This window comes from Brevundimonas terrae, from assembly GCF_011761985.1.
Classification (GTDB): domain Bacteria; phylum Pseudomonadota; class Alphaproteobacteria; order Caulobacterales; family Caulobacteraceae; genus Brevundimonas; species Brevundimonas terrae.
In genome coordinates this window covers 78,503-94,824 of the sequence record NZ_JAASQT010000006.1, presented here as the reverse complement: position 1 = coordinate 94,824, position 16,322 = coordinate 78,503, and the positions used below count along the sequence as shown (strand labels likewise).

19 protein-coding genes are annotated in these 16,322 nt (G+C 62.3%); 10 read left to right on the top strand and 9 right to left on the bottom strand.

The window, feature by feature from the left end:
- Positions 1 to 33: 33 nt before the first annotated feature.
- Together FHS64_RS12475 and FHS64_RS12470 are read left to right on the top strand one after the other, a co-directional pair.
- Positions 34 to 1,764, top strand: coding sequence for an amino acid kinase family protein (locus FHS64_RS12475; RefSeq protein ID WP_167178789.1), 1,731 nt, complete (start codon positions 34 to 36; stop codon positions 1,762 to 1,764).
- Positions 1,765 to 1,771: 7 nt separating this feature from the next.
- Positions 1,772 to 2,719, top strand: a complete 948-nt coding sequence (locus FHS64_RS12470) for a homoserine kinase (RefSeq protein ID WP_167178787.1) — start codon at positions 1,772 to 1,774, stop codon at positions 2,717 to 2,719.
- 70 nt (positions 2,720 to 2,789) lie between these two features.
- On the opposite strand, the gene thrC is transcribed toward FHS64_RS12470, so the two are convergent.
- The gene (gene thrC / locus FHS64_RS12465; protein ID WP_167178785.1) at positions 2,790 to 4,178 is read right to left on the bottom strand and encodes a threonine synthase; all 1,389 of its coding nucleotides are present in this window, start codon (positions 4,176 to 4,178) and stop codon (positions 2,790 to 2,792) included.
- A 143-nt stretch (positions 4,179 to 4,321) separates the two neighbouring features.
- Between thrC and FHS64_RS12460 the strand changes: the two genes are divergently transcribed.
- Complete coding sequence (locus FHS64_RS12460; RefSeq protein WP_167178783.1) at positions 4,322 to 5,275, top strand: pepsin/retropepsin-like aspartic protease family protein; 954 nt, start codon at positions 4,322 to 4,324, stop codon at positions 5,273 to 5,275.
- Between the two features lie 3 nt (positions 5,276 to 5,278).
- Here the strand turns inward: FHS64_RS12460 and ypfJ are convergent, their stop codons facing one another.
- The 3 genes from ypfJ to FHS64_RS12445 all read right to left on the bottom strand — a co-directional run bounded on the left by ypfJ (position 5,279) and on the right by FHS64_RS12445 (position 7,466).
- Complete coding sequence (gene ypfJ / locus FHS64_RS12455) at positions 5,279 to 6,136, bottom strand: KPN_02809 family neutral zinc metallopeptidase (RefSeq protein WP_167178782.1); 858 nt, start codon at positions 6,134 to 6,136, stop codon at positions 5,279 to 5,281.
- A 94-nt stretch (positions 6,137 to 6,230) separates the two neighbouring features.
- Positions 6,231 to 6,884, bottom strand: a complete 654-nt coding sequence (locus tag FHS64_RS12450; protein ID WP_167178780.1) for a 50S ribosomal protein L11 methyltransferase — start codon at positions 6,882 to 6,884, stop codon at positions 6,231 to 6,233.
- Positions 6,885 to 7,466, bottom strand: a complete 582-nt coding sequence (locus FHS64_RS12445) for a DUF4892 domain-containing protein (RefSeq protein WP_167178777.1) — start codon at positions 7,464 to 7,466, stop codon at positions 6,885 to 6,887.
- A gap of 139 nt (positions 7,467 to 7,605) precedes the next feature.
- On the opposite strand from FHS64_RS12445, the gene FHS64_RS12440 reads away from it, so the two are divergent.
- Genes FHS64_RS12440 through FHS64_RS12430 form a run of 3 tightly spaced genes read left to right on the top strand, consistent with a single transcriptional unit; the run spans position 7,606 to position 9,147 of the window.
- Entirely contained in the window at positions 7,606 to 8,001 is a 396-nt protein-coding gene (locus FHS64_RS12440; RefSeq protein ID WP_167178775.1) for a hypothetical protein, read from the top strand.
- On the top strand, positions 7,998 to 8,195 hold the full coding sequence (locus tag FHS64_RS12435) for a helix-turn-helix transcriptional regulator (RefSeq protein WP_167178773.1): 198 nt from the start codon (positions 7,998 to 8,000) through the stop codon (positions 8,193 to 8,195). The genes FHS64_RS12440 and FHS64_RS12435 overlap by 4 nt, the downstream gene beginning before the upstream one ends.
- A 31-nt stretch (positions 8,196 to 8,226) precedes the next feature.
- Complete coding sequence (locus FHS64_RS12430) at positions 8,227 to 9,147, top strand: alpha/beta fold hydrolase (RefSeq protein WP_167178771.1); 921 nt, start codon at positions 8,227 to 8,229, stop codon at positions 9,145 to 9,147.
- Positions 9,148 to 9,153: 6 nt separating this feature from the next.
- Here FHS64_RS12430 and FHS64_RS12425 read toward each other — a convergent pair whose 3' ends face one another.
- From FHS64_RS12425 to FHS64_RS12415, 3 genes are read right to left on the bottom strand one after another with little or no spacing between them, the layout of a single operon-like run.
- Positions 9,154 to 9,969 (bottom strand): DUF3298 and DUF4163 domain-containing protein, encoded by an 816-nt coding sequence (locus tag FHS64_RS12425; protein WP_167178769.1) that lies wholly within the window; start codon positions 9,967 to 9,969, stop codon positions 9,154 to 9,156.
- 23 nt (positions 9,970 to 9,992) lie between these two features.
- Positions 9,993 to 10,946 carry a 4-hydroxybenzoate octaprenyltransferase gene (gene ubiA / locus FHS64_RS12420; RefSeq protein ID WP_167178767.1) on the bottom strand — a complete coding sequence of 318 codons (954 nt, stop codon included), beginning with the start codon at positions 10,944 to 10,946 and terminating at the stop codon, positions 9,993 to 9,995.
- Between the two features lie 40 nt (positions 10,947 to 10,986).
- On the bottom strand, positions 10,987 to 11,658 hold the full coding sequence (locus FHS64_RS12415; protein WP_208380963.1) for a DsbA family oxidoreductase: 672 nt from the start codon (positions 11,656 to 11,658) through the stop codon (positions 10,987 to 10,989).
- A 346-nt stretch (positions 11,659 to 12,004) separates the two neighbouring features.
- Between FHS64_RS12415 and FHS64_RS12410 the strand changes: the two genes are divergently transcribed.
- Both FHS64_RS12410 and FHS64_RS12405 read left to right on the top strand, forming a co-directional pair.
- Complete coding sequence (locus FHS64_RS12410; protein ID WP_167178765.1) at positions 12,005 to 12,949, top strand: nucleoside hydrolase; 945 nt, start codon at positions 12,005 to 12,007, stop codon at positions 12,947 to 12,949.
- Positions 12,946 to 13,791 carry a ribokinase gene (locus tag FHS64_RS12405; RefSeq protein ID WP_167178763.1) on the top strand — a complete coding sequence of 282 codons (846 nt, stop codon included), beginning with the start codon at positions 12,946 to 12,948 and terminating at the stop codon, positions 13,789 to 13,791. Before FHS64_RS12410 ends, FHS64_RS12405 begins: the two co-directional genes overlap by 4 nt.
- Here FHS64_RS12405 and FHS64_RS12400 read toward each other — a convergent pair.
- Entirely contained in the window at positions 13,788 to 14,921 is a 1,134-nt protein-coding gene (locus tag FHS64_RS12400; RefSeq protein ID WP_167178761.1) for a zinc-dependent alcohol dehydrogenase family protein, read from the bottom strand. The two genes, FHS64_RS12405 and FHS64_RS12400, sit on opposite strands and share 4 nt — an antisense overlap.
- A 171-nt stretch (positions 14,922 to 15,092) precedes the next feature.
- Here FHS64_RS12400 and FHS64_RS12395 point away from each other — a divergent pair, with 171 nt between their 5' ends.
- Both FHS64_RS12395 and FHS64_RS12390 read left to right on the top strand, forming a co-directional pair.
- A complete protein-coding gene (locus FHS64_RS12395; RefSeq protein ID WP_167178759.1) occupies positions 15,093 to 15,545 on the top strand; it encodes a GNAT family N-acetyltransferase in 453 nt (150 codons plus the stop codon).
- 31 nt (positions 15,546 to 15,576) lie between these two features.
- Positions 15,577 to 16,011 (top strand): acyl-CoA thioesterase, encoded by a 435-nt coding sequence (locus FHS64_RS12390; RefSeq protein WP_167178757.1) that lies wholly within the window; start codon positions 15,577 to 15,579, stop codon positions 16,009 to 16,011.
- A 40-nt stretch (positions 16,012 to 16,051) separates the two neighbouring features.
- On the opposite strand, the gene FHS64_RS12385 is transcribed toward FHS64_RS12390, so the two are convergent.
- The gene (locus FHS64_RS12385; protein ID WP_167178755.1) at positions 16,052 to 16,261 is read right to left on the bottom strand and encodes a hypothetical protein; all 210 of its coding nucleotides are present in this window, start codon (positions 16,259 to 16,261) and stop codon (positions 16,052 to 16,054) included.
- Positions 16,262 to 16,322 lie beyond the last annotated feature (61 nt).

The following is a 16,322-nucleotide window of genomic DNA, read 5'->3' as shown; positions in this document are numbered from 1 at the left end:
TCACCACGCACTCCCCGACCACAGGAAAATCCCATGTCTGCCTCTCTTGCCCTCGTCGCTGAAAACCAGAAACCGCAAGCCCAGTTCGATGCCGAGGTTGTGGTGTTGAAATTCGGTTCTTCGGTGCTGAAAAGCCCTGCCGATGCACCGGCTGTCGCCAGCGAAATCTACAGCCATGTGCGCCGTGGCCGTAAGGTCGTGGCGGTGGTGTCGGCCCTGGCGGGCGAGACGGACAAACTGCTGTCGGAGGCCCGCGCACTGGGGCTGGATCACGACAACGAACTGCTCCCTGCCTATGTGGTTCTGGGCGAGGAACGTGCGGCAGCTCTGGTGGCGATTGCCTGTGATCGCGTGGGTCTGGATGCTGTGGGTCTGTCGGTTCAGCAACTGGGAATTTCCGCCGAGGGGCCGTCGCAGCATGCCCGTCCTGTGGCTTTGAAAAACAACAAGTTACGTGAAGCTCTGGCGCATCACGAAGTGGTGGTGGTGCCGGGGTTCGGGGCTGTGCGTGACTGTGGTCGTGTGGCCCTGCTGGGGCGTGGTGGTTCGGACCTGTCGGCGGTGGTGCTGGCGGCAGAACTGGGTCTGGACAAGGTGCGTCTGGTGAAGGACGTGGACGGTCTTTATGACCGTGATCCGGCCTCGGCATCGGGCAATCCGCAGCGTTATCGCCGTGCCAGCTGGGAGACGGCCCGCCAGCTCGGCGGCGCTCTGGTCCAGCACGATGCCATCGATCTGGCCGAGGCGAGCAATGTCTGTATCGAGGTGGCCGCTCTGGGCCGCGCCGAGGGCACGGTCGTGGGCCATCACAATGCCCCTCCGGGACCGGTCGGTGCCGAGGCTCCGCTGAAAGTGGTGGTCGCCGGTTGCGGTGTGGTGGGCGGTGGCCTGCTCAGCCGCCTGCTGTGGGAAGACGGTTTCGAGGTGGTCGGCGTTCTGGTGCGTGATCCGTTCAAGCGCCGCGATGTCGATGCGCCGGCCGAACTGTTCAGCAATGATGTCGATGCCCTTTTGGCCAAGAAGCCCGATCTGGTGATCGAAGCCCTGTCCGAAGGCGAGGCCGGTCATGACCTGATCCGCCGCGCATTGGCACAGGGTGTGGATGTGGTCAGCGCCAATAAACAGGCGGTCGCGCTTGATCCGGCGGGTCTTCAGAAACTGGCATCGGAAAATGGTGCGCGTGTCGCATGGTCGGCCTCGGTCGGTGGCGGTTCGCCCATGATCGAGACGCTGCGTGCCGCCCGTGCCGCAGGTCCCGTGGCCGGTTTCGAGGCGGTTCTAAACGGCACGGTCAACTTCATGCTGCAACGTCTGGGCGAGGGTGCGGACTTTGCCGATGCTCTGGCCGATGCCCGCGCCGCTGGCTTTGCCGAGGAAGATCCGTCGTCCGATCTGGAAGGCCGCGATGCTGCCGCCAAGGTCAAGCTTCTGTCCTATGAAGCCTTTGGCAAGGTGCCGAACGAGGTGCCGTGCGATGCACTGTCGGCGCAAACCAAGGTCGGTGCCTCGCCGGTACGCCAGATCGGGGCCTGTTTCGACAAGGCCGGTCATCTGGATGCGTCGGTCAGCCTGAACGACGCGCTGGAAGACGCCCTGTTCCAGTCCTTGAACGGCGAGCGTAATGCGCTCAAAGTCTTTGGTGCTGACGGTCGTGTCTGGGCCTGCAAAGGCCGTGGTGCCGGACGCTGGGCCACGACGGAAAGCGTTCTGGCCGATGTCGCCGACATCGTGCGGGCACGACGCGCAGCGGTTGAACTGGTTTAAGACTTAAATGGCTGTTTTTACGCCCGTATTGGAGGTCGAGGCCAAGGCTTTTCTTAAAGCCTGGCCTCTGTCGGAAGTGGTTGAGTTCACGCCGATTGCAGAAGGTGTGCAGAACACGAACTATCGTGTTCGCACACGTGATGCGGCCTATGTCCTGACCCTTTTCGAAGGGGCGGAAGAGCAGAAGGGTTTGCCCTTCTGTCTGGGCCTGATGCAGCATCTTGGTGCCAAGGGGTTTGCCACGCCATCGCCTGTGGCCGATCTGGACGGGCGACTGTCGGGCGCGCTGAAAGGCCGTCCGGCGGCGCTGGTGGAATGGGCGGCGGGTGCATGGCGCAGAAACCCGACACTGGCCGACCAGCATCTGGCGGGTCGCACCTTGGCCGAACTTCATCTGGCCGGACAGGACTATGCGGCGCGGCGTGATAATCCGGTGGGGCCGTCGCACTGGCGTGCCCTTGCCGAGCGCAGCGCCACGCGGGCCGAGGGTTCGGATCGCAAAATGCTGGACGAGATCGAGCGTTTAATGCCCGATCTGGTGCGTCTTTTTGATCCGTCGCTTCTGCCGCAAGGGGCGATCCACGCCGACTACTTCCCCGACAATGTGCTGTTTGACGGCGACCGTATCGGCGGGGTGATCGACTTCTATTACGGATGCAACGGGGCGCTGGTTTACGATCTGGCCATTGCCCTGTCGGCATGGGGTTTCGATGCCGAAGGGCGAGCCGATCCCGAGGCGATCAAGACCTTCCGCCAAGGTTATGAATCGGTGCGTCCGTTGACGGCATCGGAAGCGAGCCTGCTGCCGCAAATGGGTATGGCAGCGGCAGTGCGCTTTACGCTGACACGCTTGCATGATCGCCTGTTCCACGATCCGGCCCATTTCGTCACGCCGAAAGATCCGGTTCCGTTCTGGCGTCGCACGGCGTGGTGGAACGCACCGGCCCTAGTCTAGGGATTGGCACTCTAGAGTAACTTACAAACCCTGCCGGTTCCCGAGGTGAACCGACAGGGTTTTTTGTCATTCAGGCGCTGAAACCGCTGACGGTTTCCAGCAGCGAGGCATAGTCGTTCTCGACCACAGTGAGCCGCTCGGGCTGATCACCGAGAGCGGCAATCACGGGCGCGGGTTCGGGCGCAACGCCCAGAACGCTTTCGACATAACCGCCGAACTTGGACGGGTGGGCCGTGGACAGGGCCACGACTGGTGCGCCGTTGCGGTCCATCTTGCGCGCGGCATGAAGGGCGACGGCGGTGTGCGGGCACACGATACGACCCCAGGCCTTATAGGCGTGGCGGATTTCTTCGGCGGTGGTGGCTTCGTCCACCGACACCGCCGAGGTTTCCTTGCGCAGCGAAGCCAAAAGGCTGTCGGGCAGGGTGACCGTGCCATTCTTGGCAAAGTCCTCGAACAGTTGGCGGGTCAGGTCGGCATCACGACCCGAGGCCTCGAACACCAGACGCTCGAAGTTCGACGGGGCCTGAACATCCATAGAGACGCTGGCGCTCTCGATGGCGGTGCGGCGGTCATAGACGCCTTCATTGATGGCGCGGGCGAGGGCATCGTTCTGGTTGACGGCGGCGGTCATACCGGCAACCGGCAGGCCCATCTTCTTGGCGGCAATACCGGCAAAGGCATCACCGAAGTTTCCGGTCGGCACTACAAAATGCGCGGCCTGACCCAGTTGGGCCGTGGCCGAAACATAATAGGGAATCTGGCCCGCCAGACGGCCCCAGTTGATCGAGTTGACCGAGGACAGGCGGCCTTTTTCGCGCAAGGATTCATCGCCCAACAGCATCTTCACCAGACGCTGGCAGTCATCGAAATCACCGCGCACAGCAAGGTTCAGCACATTATCGGCCTGAACCGTGGTCATCTGTTTGCGCTGGATCGGCGAGACGCGGTCCAGCGGGTGCAGCACGATCAGCTTGATCCGCTTGGCACCGGCAAAGGCACGCACGGCAGCGGCACCTGTATCGCCGCTGGTGGCGGTCAGCAGGGTCAGGGTTTCGCCCGATGCGGCCAGTGCCTCGTCGGACAAGGCGGCGACCAATTGCATGGCAAGGTCTTTGAACGCAGCCGTCGGGCCACGGAAAAGCTCCAGCACAAACAGGCCCGCTTCCAGCTCAACCAGAGGTGTCACCAGCGGATGGTCAAAACCCTCAACCAGACGTTTCAGGGCGCGTTCCACGGCACCGGCAGGCAGGGCGCTGCCGATATAGGGTGTCAGGACATCGCGGCCGATCTCGGCATAGGTGCGGCCTTTTTGGGTAATGTCCGCGGGCATGGTGGCCCATGCGGCGGGCATGTAGAGGCCACCATCGGGGGCAATGCCGCGCAGCAGGGCGTCGGCGAAGTTTTCATCGGCGGCGTGGCCGCGGGTCGAAACGTATCGGTCGGCGGATGCAGTCATAATGCTGCATTCCTAGACTTCGGAACGGGTCACGTCATGGAAAATGTTGCGCCGCAGAATGAAATATTCTCCATTTGGCGCAAGAAGATGCCCATTGCGGGCAAGGTGTGGATTTCGGGTCGCGAAACGTTCATGTGTGAGGGATGCGTCGTCGCTCGTTTCTTTTAAATGCTGCCGGTCTGGCGGCGGTGGTCACCGGTGGTTTGTGGCTGAAGGACAATGTCCTGTGGCGCAGGCCGCAACCGGTTTTCGACGCGCAAAGCCCGTGGATCGCGCTGGAACAACCGGCCCTGTCCCTGCCGGTTATTCGCGTTAGGGTGGCGGGGCAGCCGGTGCTGGCCCTGATCGACAGCGGCGCGCAGTATTCGGTGATCGACAAGGCGCTGGCCGAGCGACTGACCACGGCGGGCCATATCGGCAAGACCTTTGACATGCCCATGCTGGCCTATGGTGTGGGCGGTCAGGCGCAGGTCGGGCGCGGCACCACGCTGTCGCTGGAAATGGCGGGGCTTAAGGTGCCTGCCTTGCGAATAGCCATTCTGGACCTTGGCCCTCTGGCCCGCGATGCGGACGGGCCGGGTGTCGAGCTGATTATCGGTCGTGATCTTTTGCGCGAGGCGGTGGTCGAGATGGATCTGCCACGTCGTCGCGTGCGCTTTCTGGACCCGCAAATCTGGCAGGCCGAACCGGATATGCGCGCGGTCGCCACCAAACCTGTCGGTGATGCACTGGGCGTCGAGGTCAGTGTCGAGGGCGCTGTGGTGACGGCGGTTCTGGATACAGGGGCGTCATCGCTTCTGTCGCTGAGCGATGCGGTCGCCACCGAGGCCGGTATTCTGGATGGTCGCCCCGAAGAGGCCGGTCAAAGTCTGGTGCTGGGCGGTGTGGCCAAGGCCCGCTGGGTCGAGGTTGCAACCCTGACTTATGGTGACGAGATGCGCCGCAATGAGCGGGTGGCTGTGTTCGGAGATTCCCCCTTGCCCAACTACCCCGACGCCTTGTTGGGCATCGGGGCATTCAGGGGACGAAAGCTGGCGCTTGATCTGGGGCGCAAGGCCCTGTTTGTCGAAGGCCAGCTGGACCTGACGATCGGCTAGAGCCTACAGGCCCGCAAAGGTGTTGCAGGTATTGGGATCACCCGACTGATAGCCGCGTTGCAGCCACTGCATGCGCTGTTCGGACGAGCCATGGGTAAAGCTTTCGGGCGAGACGCGGCCACCGCCACGGCTTTGCAGCGCATCGTCACCGATGGCGGCGGCGGTCTTCATGCCTTCCATCAGGTCGGTGTCGGTGACGCTTACCTCGCCACCGGAAACGAGGGCGGCATTATGCGCCCAGACACCCGCATAGCAGTCGGCCTGTAGTTCAAGCGCGACCGAATAGCGGTTGCCGTCGGCGCGGCTGCGGGCGTTTTGCTGGGCGCGTTGCACCTGATCGGTGGCACCTGTCAGACGCTGGACGTGGTGGCCATATTCGTGGGCAATCACATAGGCCTTGGCGAAATCGGCACCCGAACCGCCCAGATTTTGCAGGTCACGCCAGAAGCCGAGGTCCAGATAGACCTTCTGGTCGGCGGGGCAATAGAACGGCCCCATAGCCGACTGGCCCATGCCGCACGCGGTCTGGGTGCCTTGTTCGTAAAGCACCGTCACGGGCGGGGTATAGCCCTGAAGTTTCTGCGTCCAGACGTCGTTGATATTGGCCCCGATCACATCGACGAACAGGCCCGCATCGTCGGCAGGTGTGCCGGGGCGGCCCTCGGTCTGGCCCGCATTGCCCAACTGTCCGCCAAGCTGGCCCGCAATCTGCTGGCTGGTTTGCGGATCAACGCCAAAGACGAAGTATAGAATGCCCGCGATCACCAGACCGCCGATACCGACACCGCCAGCAGCGGCCCCGCCGCCCATGCCGCGACGATCCTCGATACCGCCGCCACGACGTCCACCTTGCCACTTCATCAGCCGAGCCTTCCGGTTTGTTCAGCGATCCGGACTATTCCACATTACGACCGAAGCCAAAAGAGACGAGCTGTAAACGGACGTAAGCGTGGCCTTAATCCAGTGCCCAGACCCGCGAGCGTTTGACCTCGTTGTCTTCCAGTTCGCGCGTGGTCGGCACAGTGTATTCGGCCAAAAAGGTCAGGCCCGATTTCGGAAAGTGGTTGCGTCCCGGATCGCCGACCAGAACCCGCGTGCCATTGGCGCGCGCCGCCTTCAGCCAGCCCAACACCGCCGCAGCCATATCGCGGTCATAGAAGACATCACCGGCACAGATCAGGTCCACCTGTGGTGGCGGGCTGTCCAGCAGGTTCACATCGGTGAAGTCCAGCGACACCTTATTGGCCTTGGCATTTACGCGGACCGCGGCCTCGCAGAACGGGTCGATATCGGCGGCCAGTACGGACTTTGCGCCTGTGAGCGCGGCGGCAATGCCGACAAGGCCGGACCCTGTGGCCAGATCGACCACGCGTTTGCCGTTGGATTCCTCTGGATTGTCCAGCAGCCAGCGGGCCAGTGCCTGACCGCCCGCCCAGGCAAAGGCCCAGAAGGGCGGCGGCAGACCCATCTCGCCCAGTTCTTCCTCGGTCAACCGCCATATGGGGGTGATCTCGTCTGCTAGGTACAGCGAGATTTCCGGCGTGTGGGACACGGTTTGAAGACGGGTATTGTCGAGGATGAAAGCCTCGGGATCGTCGATGCGCGGCACTTATTCCAACTCTCGTGCGCCCTCGATGACAGCCTGATAGACCAAGGCGCGATCCGGCCCCTGTATCACATGCAGCAGCACCCATGTGGCCCCTTTTTTGGCCACGCGCACACGCATCTGGTCATTGAAAACGCCATCGGCAAAACCGGCGGGGGCGACATTTCCGTCGTTCAATATCAGCGAGCCCATGCGCGTACCGCAGGCAGTAATGCCGGCACAGCGAAACACGGTTTCATAGCCCGCATCGCGCAGGACGTTTTCGTAATGGCGGTCCACATCGGCGGCGGGGGCCAGAGGGCGGATCACATAGTCGGTGTGGGTGATGGCCCCCTGCAACTGTATGATGTTTTGGCCTTCGTCCGTGCGCGTATTGATGGCGGCAACGGGGACGACGATCTCGGCATTGTCGCGCGCCTGATAGGCACGGATGTGGGCATTTTGGAAACGCGGTAAATCCCTGAAGTCGCGCGATCCGGCAATGTCGGAAACATAGGATGCGGCCGTCGCGGCCCACAGGGGCGCGGGGGCGGCAAGACAGGCAGCAAAAACCAGAGACATACAGGACAGGCGACGGGATTTCATAAGCGTCACCTTGCCATGGATTGCCGTAATGGCAAGCCGGATCAAAGGCTTAAATATGTAATATGATCCTGACATTTTGTAAGGTTGACATTACACATCGCGGATGTCAGGTTTGCCTTACATTACAGGAGGAACAGCCATGAGTGCGACCGAGATTTTACCCGATGCCCGCTATCGTCGCGGCACCTTCATCGCCATGGCCGGTTATGTGGTGACGCTGATGGCGGCTGTCTTTCTCACCGATCGCCAAATGGTTTCGGGGCCGCTGCTGTATCTGCTCGCGGCCTTGCCGGGGGTGGCAATCATAGGCCAGCTCTGGGTGACGTTGCGCTATCTGCGTGATGCCGACGAGTTCGTGCGGGCGCTGCTGGCCAAGCGCCTGATCGTGGCCTGTCTGGCGACCTTCGGCATCATGACGGTTTGGGGATTCCTCGAAACCTTTGCCGGTGTTCCACATCTGGCCGCGTGGTGGGGATACTGCCTGATGTGGTTCCTGCTGGGTGTTTCCAGCCTGTTTATCAGGGACAGCAAATGAAGAACCGGCTGAAACTGCTGCGGACGGAGCGTGGCTGGACGCAGGAACAACTGGGCCAGCAACTGGGCGTATCGCGCCAGGCCGTGATCGCTATCGAGAGCGACAAACACGATCCGTCGCTGGATCTGGCCTACCGCATTGCCGCCCTGTTCGCGCGGCCCGTCGAAGAGGTCTTCGACAATCCGCATAGCTGAGTAATGACCCTTTGATCGCAAGGAGGCGGCCATGAAGCCCGCTCATACTATTCGACAGTTTGCGTTGCGTTTTATGGCTGTACTGGCCCTGTCTGTTGGGGCGGCGGGTTTGGTGACTCCTGCCCTTGCAAGCCCTGCCATGCAGGATGCGCCCTTTGCCTCGGACCGTCTGTCGGTCGAGGTGATAGGGCAGGGACCGGATGTGATCTTCGTGCCGGGTTATACCTCGTCGCGTGAGGTGTGGCGCGAGGCGGCCGTGCGACTTTCGACGACGCATCGTGTGCATCTGGTGCAGTTCTCGGGTTTTGCAGGTCAGCCGTGGAGCCACGCCGATGGCCCCTTCTTGGCACCCGCTCTGGACGAACTAGCCCGCTATGTCGGAACGCTGGATCGGCCTGCCCTGATCGGTCATTCCATGGGCGGTTTTGCGGGCCTGCGTCTGGCTCAGCAGCACCCCGACCTATTGTCCAAGGTCATGAGCGTGGACAGCCTGCCCTTCTTTGGCGTGTTGATGGGGCCGCAAGCGACGCCGGAAACTCTGGCTCCGATTGCCGCCCAGACCAAGGCCATGTTGTTGGCCGTATCGCCGGAAATGTTCAGCGCCCAACAGGCACAGACGGCGGTGGGCATGACGCTGACCGAAGCCAAGCGTCCTGCCATCATCGAGGACTCGATGAAGTCCGACCCCCAAGCCCGCGCCACGGCGATTGCCGAACTGATGGTGGCCGATGCCCGCCCTGATCTTGATAAGGTCAAGGTGCCGTTCTGGGCGGTCTATGCCGTGGACACTTCGGGCGGACAGGGGGCAATGGCTCCGGCGCTGTGGACGCGCGAATATGCCGCCTTGCCGGACGTGAAAATGTCGGCCGTCGAGAACAGCCGCCACTTCATTATGTATGACCAACCCGAGCGCCTGAACGCCCTGATCGATGCGTTTTTGGCGACCGACTAGCCGCGCTTATTGCGGGCGCAGGGTTTGGGTGACGTCACCCTTTGGCCCTGTGCCTGCGAACTCGCTGGCATAGGTGGGGTTGATGGCCTTACCCAGAACCTCGAATGGGATGGTCAGATAATAGGCACCCTCGACATAGGGACCGACATCATAGGCGTTGAGCAGGAAGGTGATGCCCGACGCCTTGCCCGCCGTATCGGACGGGGCCAGCAGGATGGCGACCTTGGATGCATCCGGACAGGTCCACATGCCGGTCTTGGTCAGGCTGACCGAGCCTTGGCGGCCCTTCTTGGCTTCGTTCACAGCATCGCAAAGGATGCGATCCAGCGCGGCCTTGTCGGCATCGGTGGCGAACAGGTCGGCGGCGGCCAGTGGCTTGTTCGTGGTGCGGTCCCACAACAGGCCGGTGGCGACGGTGTTGGGGTGCGCCCCGCCCGAATAGTCAAAATCCGAACGCAGCATGCTGAACAGACGGCCCGTCTCGACAGGCTGGCTGTAGAGGATGGTCTTTTCATAGGGCGGCAGATCAGAGCTGCCGAACTCGCTGCGGTCCGATTGCGCGCCCTCGGAATAATCTTTCAGCTTGCCGACTTCGGTATCGTAAAGCTGTTTGTAGAGGTCCGGATAACCCTTGATGGCTTCGGGCAGGGTCAGGCTGACCTTGGCGTAGGGGGTGGTAGATTCATAGCTCAGCGGTCCGTCAACGGCGGCAATCGCGGCGGGCTTTTCAGCATCCTTGCCCTTGTCGCGATCGCAGGCGGCCACACTCAGGGCCACGACGCTGCCCAGCAGCAGATAACGGAAAGTGCGCGATATTTTCATGTGGTCATCCACCCGAAATGAAATCAGAAACTGATCTGGCTTAACGCTATAGCGGCCAGAAGGATCAATCCGGCCTCGCGATTGGATTTGAAGAGTTTGAGGGCCAGCACCGGATTTTCAGGCCGCAGTTTCGCAATCTGCCAGACAAAATGCAGACCATAGAAACCGAGGAAAACCCAGAACAGCGGCCCTGCCTTGGCCAGCCAACCGGATATACCGGCCAGCACAAAGGCCAGCGCATAGAAAACGGCGACACCCTCGCGCACCTTGGAGCCCAGACGGCGCGCCGAGGATTTCACCCCTGCCATCACATCGTCCTCGATATCCTGAAGCGCATAGATGGTGTCATAGCCCAGCGTCCAGAACAGGCCTCCGGCATAAAGCACCAGAGCTGCAGGGCTGACAAAACCGGTCATGGCCAGCGGCGCGGCCACACTGGCCCCCGCAAAGCCCAGCACAGCGCCCCAGTTAAAGGTCAGGCCCAGCCACGCCTGCGGCCACCATGTGATGCGCTTCATAAACGGATAGGCCGCGACCAAAAACAGGCTGAGGAAGCCCAGCAGAACCGCCATCAGGTTCATGGTCAGAAGGATGGACAGGCTGACCAGACAGATGCCGATCACAAAGGCGGCGGCCTGTTTGGGGCTGATCTGGCCGGACGGAATGGGGCGGCTGGCCGTGCGGGCAACCTGTGCGTCGAAGTCGCGGTCCACGATGTCGTTTACGGCACAGCCCGCGCCGCGCATCAGGGCGGCGCCGAGCGCAAAGCCGAACACCAGCCACGCTTCGTACCAGCCAAAGCCGCGTCCGGTTTCCAAAAGCGCCAGCATGATGCCCTGCCAACCGGGCAGCAGCAAAAGCCATGTACCGATCGGGCGGTCGAACCGTCCCAGCTTCAGCCAAGGCTTCAGCTTTTGCGGGGCGTATCGGTCAACCCAGTTGTCATGGGTGGCATCGGGCAGGGGGGCAGTGGTCATGCCCTGTCTTTAACCACTCCCGCCCGATGCGACCAGATGTTCAAACCTGTGCAGTTTCGCCGCTGATCTGGCGCAGGGCATTTTCAAACACCGAAGCGGGTTGTCCTCCGGAGATCAGATACTGGTCGTTGATGACCACTGCCGGAACCGAGGTGATGCCGCGCGACTGCCACAACTGTTCGCTGGCGCGTACCTCAGTGACATAACGGCTGGAGGCCAGAACCTCGGCGGCTTCGGCGCGGTCAAAGCCGACACTTTGCGCAACCTCGGTCAGGATACCGGCATCGGAAATGTTGCGACCAAGGGTGAAGTGGGCCGTGAACAGCGCCATTTTCAGCGCCAGTTGGCGCTCGGGCGCGGTTTCGTGCGCCCAGTGCAGCAGGCGGTGGGCGTCAAACGTGTTCCACATGCGCGAATGCTCGGACATCTGCATGTCAAAGCCGACCTCTGCGGCCCGCTCGCGGATCATGGCGCGGTTGGCGGCCGACTGTTCGGGCGTCGAGCCGTATTTGCGCTGGATATGCTCGCCGAGGTTTTCGCCCTCAATGGCGATCTGCGGGTTCAGTTCGAAGGGCTGACAGGTGATGTCGGCGGAAATCCCTTCGGCCTTCAGCTTGTCCAAGGCCTGGTTAAGACCGCCCAGCCCGATCACGCACCACGGGCACATAACGTCGGATACAAAGTCGATCTTCAGGGGGGCTTTGTCGGTCATGGCGTGCGCTTCTGAAACAGATGATGTTGCAAACCATATGGACGCCCGCCTTGCCTGCGCAAGGGTCTGTGACGACAAAAAATCGTGCCACGCGCGGTTATGTAGAAAGGGGGAGGGGGCGGCCCGGTTTCTCAGTCGGGGGGCGTGTCGACCGGGCCGCCAGGAACCGACCGGATTGGGGGGTGGGGGAAAATCCGGTGGGTTCTATCTTGTAAACTGGCGTTCTTTGTTAAGGTTCCTTGGGGATGCATTGAAATATGTGTTTTTACTTAAACCTGTTCAGAGGCTCCAAAAACCTGCCCCGACATGGCTTGCCTTGTGTCGCACCAGAGGCCAGTGAAGGGGTGTGAAAACGACCCTGATAATTGATTGCGACCCGGGGGTGGATGACGCCACCGGACTATTGATGGCCTTTGCGGCCTCGAATATCGACCTGCTGGCGATTACCACGGTGGGTGGCAATGTCCCCGCCGAACGAACGGCGCGTAATGCCTGTATTCTGCGCCAGATCGCCGAACGCGAGGATGTGCCGGTCTTTGCCGGTGCGGCGCGTCCGCTGGTGCGCGAACCGGCGGGAGCGGGCGAGTTCCATGGCGAGGAAGGGCTGGGGGATATGGCCCCGTTCGTGCCCGCCAAGGGTGCCGAAGATGAGCACGCCGTCGATGCCATTATCCGTCTGGTGATGTCGCGCCCGAACGGCACGGTGGATCTGGTGGCGATGGGGCCGATGACCAATCTGGCGCTGGCCCTGCGTCGCGAGCCGCTATTGGCCGAGCGCCTGAAACAGGTCGTGGCCATGGGCGGTGCCCGCAGCGAGGGCGGCAATATTACCGCCAGCGCCGAGTTCAATATCTGGGCCGACCCCGATGCCGCGCACGAGGTGATGCAAAGCCCTGTGCCGGTGGTGATGATCGGGCTGGACGCGACCCATCAGGTGCGCGCCACCGAAGAACGTATCCGCACCATCGAGGCCATAGGCAATGCGTCGTCGAAGGCGGTCGCGGGGATGTTGCGTTTCTCGCAACGTGTCGAGCGGACCATTGTCGGCTGGGATGCGGCACCGCTGCATGACCCCTGCACGGTGGCCTATGTGATGGCCCCCGAACTGTTCCGCTTGCGCCCTGCCGAAATCCGTATCGAGGCGCAAAGCGATCTGACACGTGGCCATACGGCGGTGGAGATGCGCGGCGATGTATTGGAAGCCCGCCACCTGTGGGCTGTGAAAGCCGATGCCGAGGGCATATTCGATCTGATCGGCGAAACCCTTGCGAACGCGGGAGTAAAGGCATGAGGATCACGGTCGTAGGCTCGATCAATCTCGACTATGTGGCCACCTGTGCCAGCCTGCCGCGTGCGGGCGAGACGGTGACGGGCGCGACACTGGCCCGTCATCCGGGTGGCAAGGGTGCCAACCAAGCCTTGGCGGCGCGCAAGCTGGGGGCCGATGTCTGCATGATCGGTCGCGTGGGCGATGACGAGATGGCCCTGCCTGCAACGGCCCTGCTGGAAGCCTATGGCGTAGAGCTGGGCGGGGTGGTCACCGATGCCGATGCCCCGACCGGTGTGGCCCTTATCTCGGTCGATGCCCATGGCGAGAACCAGATCACCGTGGCCGCCGGTGCCAACCACAATGTCATGCCCGAACAGCTTCCGGCGCGGATCGAGACGCCGCTGATCGTGCAGTTGGAGCTGCCCATCGAAACCGTCGAGGCGGCGGTGGGACGGGCGACCGAGTTTGTCTGCGTGAATCTGGCCCCTGCGGCGCCGGTATCAGATGCCATGCTGCGCCGCGCCGATCTGATCGTGGTCAACGAGACCGAGGCGGCGTTTTACGGCGATGCGCTGCATCATGGCGGCGGGCGCGTTGTCGTGACCAAGGGCGCACGCGGAGCGGCCATGTATCTGCGCGGTGTCGAAATGGCGTGGGCGACCCCGCCACAGATCAGCGCGGTGGATGCGGTTGGCGCGGGCGATGCCTTTGTCGGGGCCATCACTGTGGCCCTACTGGAAGGGATGGAGCCGCAGGACGCACTGGAGTTTGCCTGTGCGGCGGGTGCTGTGGCCTGCACGCGGGCAGGGGCGCAGTCGTCGCTGGCGAGCCGTGACGAGGTCGAGGCCTTGCTGGACGCTTAAAGATGCACAATCTGGCGCACGGCCATGCCGTCTGCCAGTGCATCAAACGCCCCGTTGATCTGGTCCAGTGTCAGTGTACCTGACATCAACCGGTCAACGGGCAGGCGTCCGTCTTTGAACAGGCCGATAAAGCGCGGAATATCACGGCTGGGAACACAGGTACCGATATAGGCCCCTTTGAGCGTGCGTTCCTCGGCGACCAGACTGACAATATTGACCGCAAGGACCGCATCGGGTGGCGGCAGACCAGCTGTGACCGTGGTGCCGCCACGCCGCGTCATCTTCCATGCGGCATCAAGTGCGCGCGCCGAACCGGCCATCTCGAAGGCAAAATCGGCCCCGCCGCGTGTCAGGGCGCGAACCTGATCCACGGCATCGGGATCGGCGGCATTGACCGTGTGAACTGCGCCAAGCGTCGCCGCCAGTGCCAGCTTGTCAGGGTTGAGATCAACGGCCACCACAGGGCTGGCCCCCGCTGCCAATGCTCCCAGAACGGCCGCTAGTCCCACACCGCCAAGGCCGATAACCACAGCGGACTGACCTGCCCTGAGCTGCGCCGTGTTCACGACGGCCCCGACGCCTGTCAGCACCGCACAGCCAAACAGGGCGGCGTGCTCGAACGACAAGTCCTTGTCGATCTTCACCAGTGAGCGGCGCGAGACAACGGCATGGGTGGCAAAGGCCGAACAGCCGAGATGGTGGTTCAGTTGTGGTCCGTCCTCGCACACAAAGGCGCGTCGGCCCGACAAGAGCCGCCCCTCGAGATTGGCCGCCGCGCCTGCCTCGCACAGGGCGGGGCGTCCCTCGGCACAGGGACCACAGTGTCCGCAGGACGGCATGAACACCATCACCACATGGTCGCCAACCGTCAGATCATCGATGTCGGGACCAACCGCCTCGACAATGCCCGCCGCCTCGTGACCCAGAGCCATGGGCAGGGGGCGGGGACGGTCGCCATTGATGACCGACAGGTCCGAATGGCACAGGCCCGCGGCCTTGATGCGCACACGGACCTCGCCCGCCCCGGGATCATCCAGTGTGACCTCGCGGATTTTCAGCGGCTGGCTGTCGGCATAGGGCGTGGCATGGCCCGTCTGTTCCAGAATGGCGGCGCGGGCAGTAACGGGCATGTAGCAAGCTCCGGCTAATTTCTTGGCAAGGTCAGCATTACAGGTCTCCTCCACTGTGGCGCGAAGACCCGCGTTCAACCAAGTAAAAATCGACCGCTCGATCGCGTCCCCTGAGAGCGCCCGACCCATGCCTTTCGTTGGTGGGGCAAGCGCGGCGTGTTACGAGAAGAAATGACCCGTTCGAGACCCTACCGACCAGAGGATATGGCTGGCTGTCTGGCCCTGTTCGACAGCAACACGCCGCGCTTTTTCGACGTGAGCGAGCGCGAGAGCTTTGTCGGCTTTTTGCAGGATCAGGCGCTGCGCTGGCCCTATCAGGTGATCGAGCGAGAGGGGCAGGTTGTCGGCTGCGGCGGCCATGCGGTCGAGGCGGACGGGGTCAGCGTCGCCCTGTGCTGGGGCATGGTCGATAATGACCTGCATGGTCACGGGTTGGGTCGGATGCTGACCGAGGCGCGGATCGCGGCGGCGCAGGCGACGCCGGAGATACGCCGTATCATCTTGAACACCAGCCAGCATACGCAGGGCTTCTATGCGCGGTTTGGTTTTAAGCCGGAGAAGATCACGCCCGATGGCTTTGCGCCCGGCATAGATCGCTGGGATATGGTGCTGGCGCTGGGTTGAGAGATAGTCGAGCAAGGGGGGAATCGGGCCTATGCCATCACATCAGCGTGCCACACGGGCCGATTACAGCCGCTTTGTCACCCTGACGACGCGCTGGGCCGATAATGACGTTTATGGCCACATCAACAATGTCGCCTATTACGGCTTTATCGACACGGCGGTGAACCAACTTCTGATCGAGGCGGGGTTGTTGGAGCTCGGGGCGTCTGACCAGATCGGGATCGTGGCCGAATCAGGCTGTCGCTATCACGCACCCGCCCACTATCCGGATGTGATCCATGCAGGCGTGCGGGTCGGCAAGCTGGGAAACAGCAGTGTGCGCTATGAGGTCGGCCTGTTCCGAAATACGGAAACCGAAGCCGTGGCCGAAGGATTTTTTGTGCATGTGATGGTCGGGCGCGAGGATCGCAGGCCACAACCGTTCAGACCCGATTTGCGGGTCTTTCTGGAAAGCCTGATCCGGTAAATCCAGCCGGATCAGGTTTCGCAAATATCGGGCGCGGACCCTAGTAGTCGCGGCGCGGACGCAGCAGGGCCATGACGCCGACAGTGGTCAGAACGCCGAGCGCAAAGGCACCGATGACCGAGCCGGTGGCTGTGGCGGTCGAAACGGTCACAGGGCGTCGGGCATAACGCTCCACGATCTCGGTGGCATTCGGATCGCGCAGGCCTTCGTCGTAGGCGTCGTCCAGATAGGTGTCGTCAACAGCGACCATGATTGTCCTCCAAGCTCTCTAACGCACAATCCGTACCGTATTGGGCAGTTCCCTGAGGTGA

What these genes read in the sequence shown, in the direction of transcription:
- FHS64_RS12415 (WP_208380963.1), bottom strand. Translation starts at nt 11,658, where the DNA reads ATGACCGACAAAGCCCCCCTGAAGATCGACTTTGTATCCGACGTTATG.
- ubiA (WP_167178767.1), bottom strand. Translation starts at nt 10,946, where the DNA reads ATGACCACTGCCCCCCTGCCCGATGCCACCCATGACAACTGGGTTGAC.
- FHS64_RS12445 (WP_167178777.1), bottom strand. Translation starts at nt 7,466, where the DNA reads ATGAAATCCCGTCGCCTGTCCTGTATGTCTCTGGTTTTTGCTGCCTGT.
- FHS64_RS12470 (WP_167178787.1), top strand. Translation starts at nt 1,772, where the DNA reads ATGGCTGTTTTTACGCCCGTATTGGAGGTCGAGGCCAAGGCTTTTCTT.
- FHS64_RS12430 (WP_167178771.1), top strand. Translation starts at nt 8,227, where the DNA reads ATGAAGCCCGCTCATACTATTCGACAGTTTGCGTTGCGTTTTATGGCT.
- FHS64_RS12440 (WP_167178775.1), top strand. Translation starts at nt 7,606, where the DNA reads ATGAGTGCGACCGAGATTTTACCCGATGCCCGCTATCGTCGCGGCACC.
- FHS64_RS12390 (WP_167178757.1), top strand. Translation starts at nt 15,577, where the DNA reads ATGCCATCACATCAGCGTGCCACACGGGCCGATTACAGCCGCTTTGTC.
- FHS64_RS12405 (WP_167178763.1), top strand. Translation starts at nt 12,946, where the DNA reads ATGAGGATCACGGTCGTAGGCTCGATCAATCTCGACTATGTGGCCACC.
- ypfJ (WP_167178782.1), bottom strand. Translation starts at nt 6,136, where the DNA reads ATGAAGTGGCAAGGTGGACGTCGTGGCGGCGGTATCGAGGATCGTCGC.
- FHS64_RS12385 (WP_167178755.1), bottom strand. Translation starts at nt 16,261, where the DNA reads ATGGTCGCTGTTGACGACACCTATCTGGACGACGCCTACGACGAAGGC.
- FHS64_RS12395 (WP_167178759.1), top strand. Translation starts at nt 15,093, where the DNA reads ATGACCCGTTCGAGACCCTACCGACCAGAGGATATGGCTGGCTGTCTG.
- FHS64_RS12400 (WP_167178761.1), bottom strand. Translation starts at nt 14,921, where the DNA reads ATGCCCGTTACTGCCCGCGCCGCCATTCTGGAACAGACGGGCCATGCC.
- FHS64_RS12475 (WP_167178789.1), top strand. Translation starts at nt 34, where the DNA reads ATGTCTGCCTCTCTTGCCCTCGTCGCTGAAAACCAGAAACCGCAAGCC.
- thrC (WP_167178785.1), bottom strand. Translation starts at nt 4,178, where the DNA reads ATGACTGCATCCGCCGACCGATACGTTTCGACCCGCGGCCACGCCGCC.
- FHS64_RS12435 (WP_167178773.1), top strand. Translation starts at nt 7,998, where the DNA reads ATGAAGAACCGGCTGAAACTGCTGCGGACGGAGCGTGGCTGGACGCAG.
- FHS64_RS12460 (WP_167178783.1), top strand. Translation starts at nt 4,322, where the DNA reads ATGCGTCGTCGCTCGTTTCTTTTAAATGCTGCCGGTCTGGCGGCGGTG.
- FHS64_RS12425 (WP_167178769.1), bottom strand. Translation starts at nt 9,969, where the DNA reads ATGAAAATATCGCGCACTTTCCGTTATCTGCTGCTGGGCAGCGTCGTG.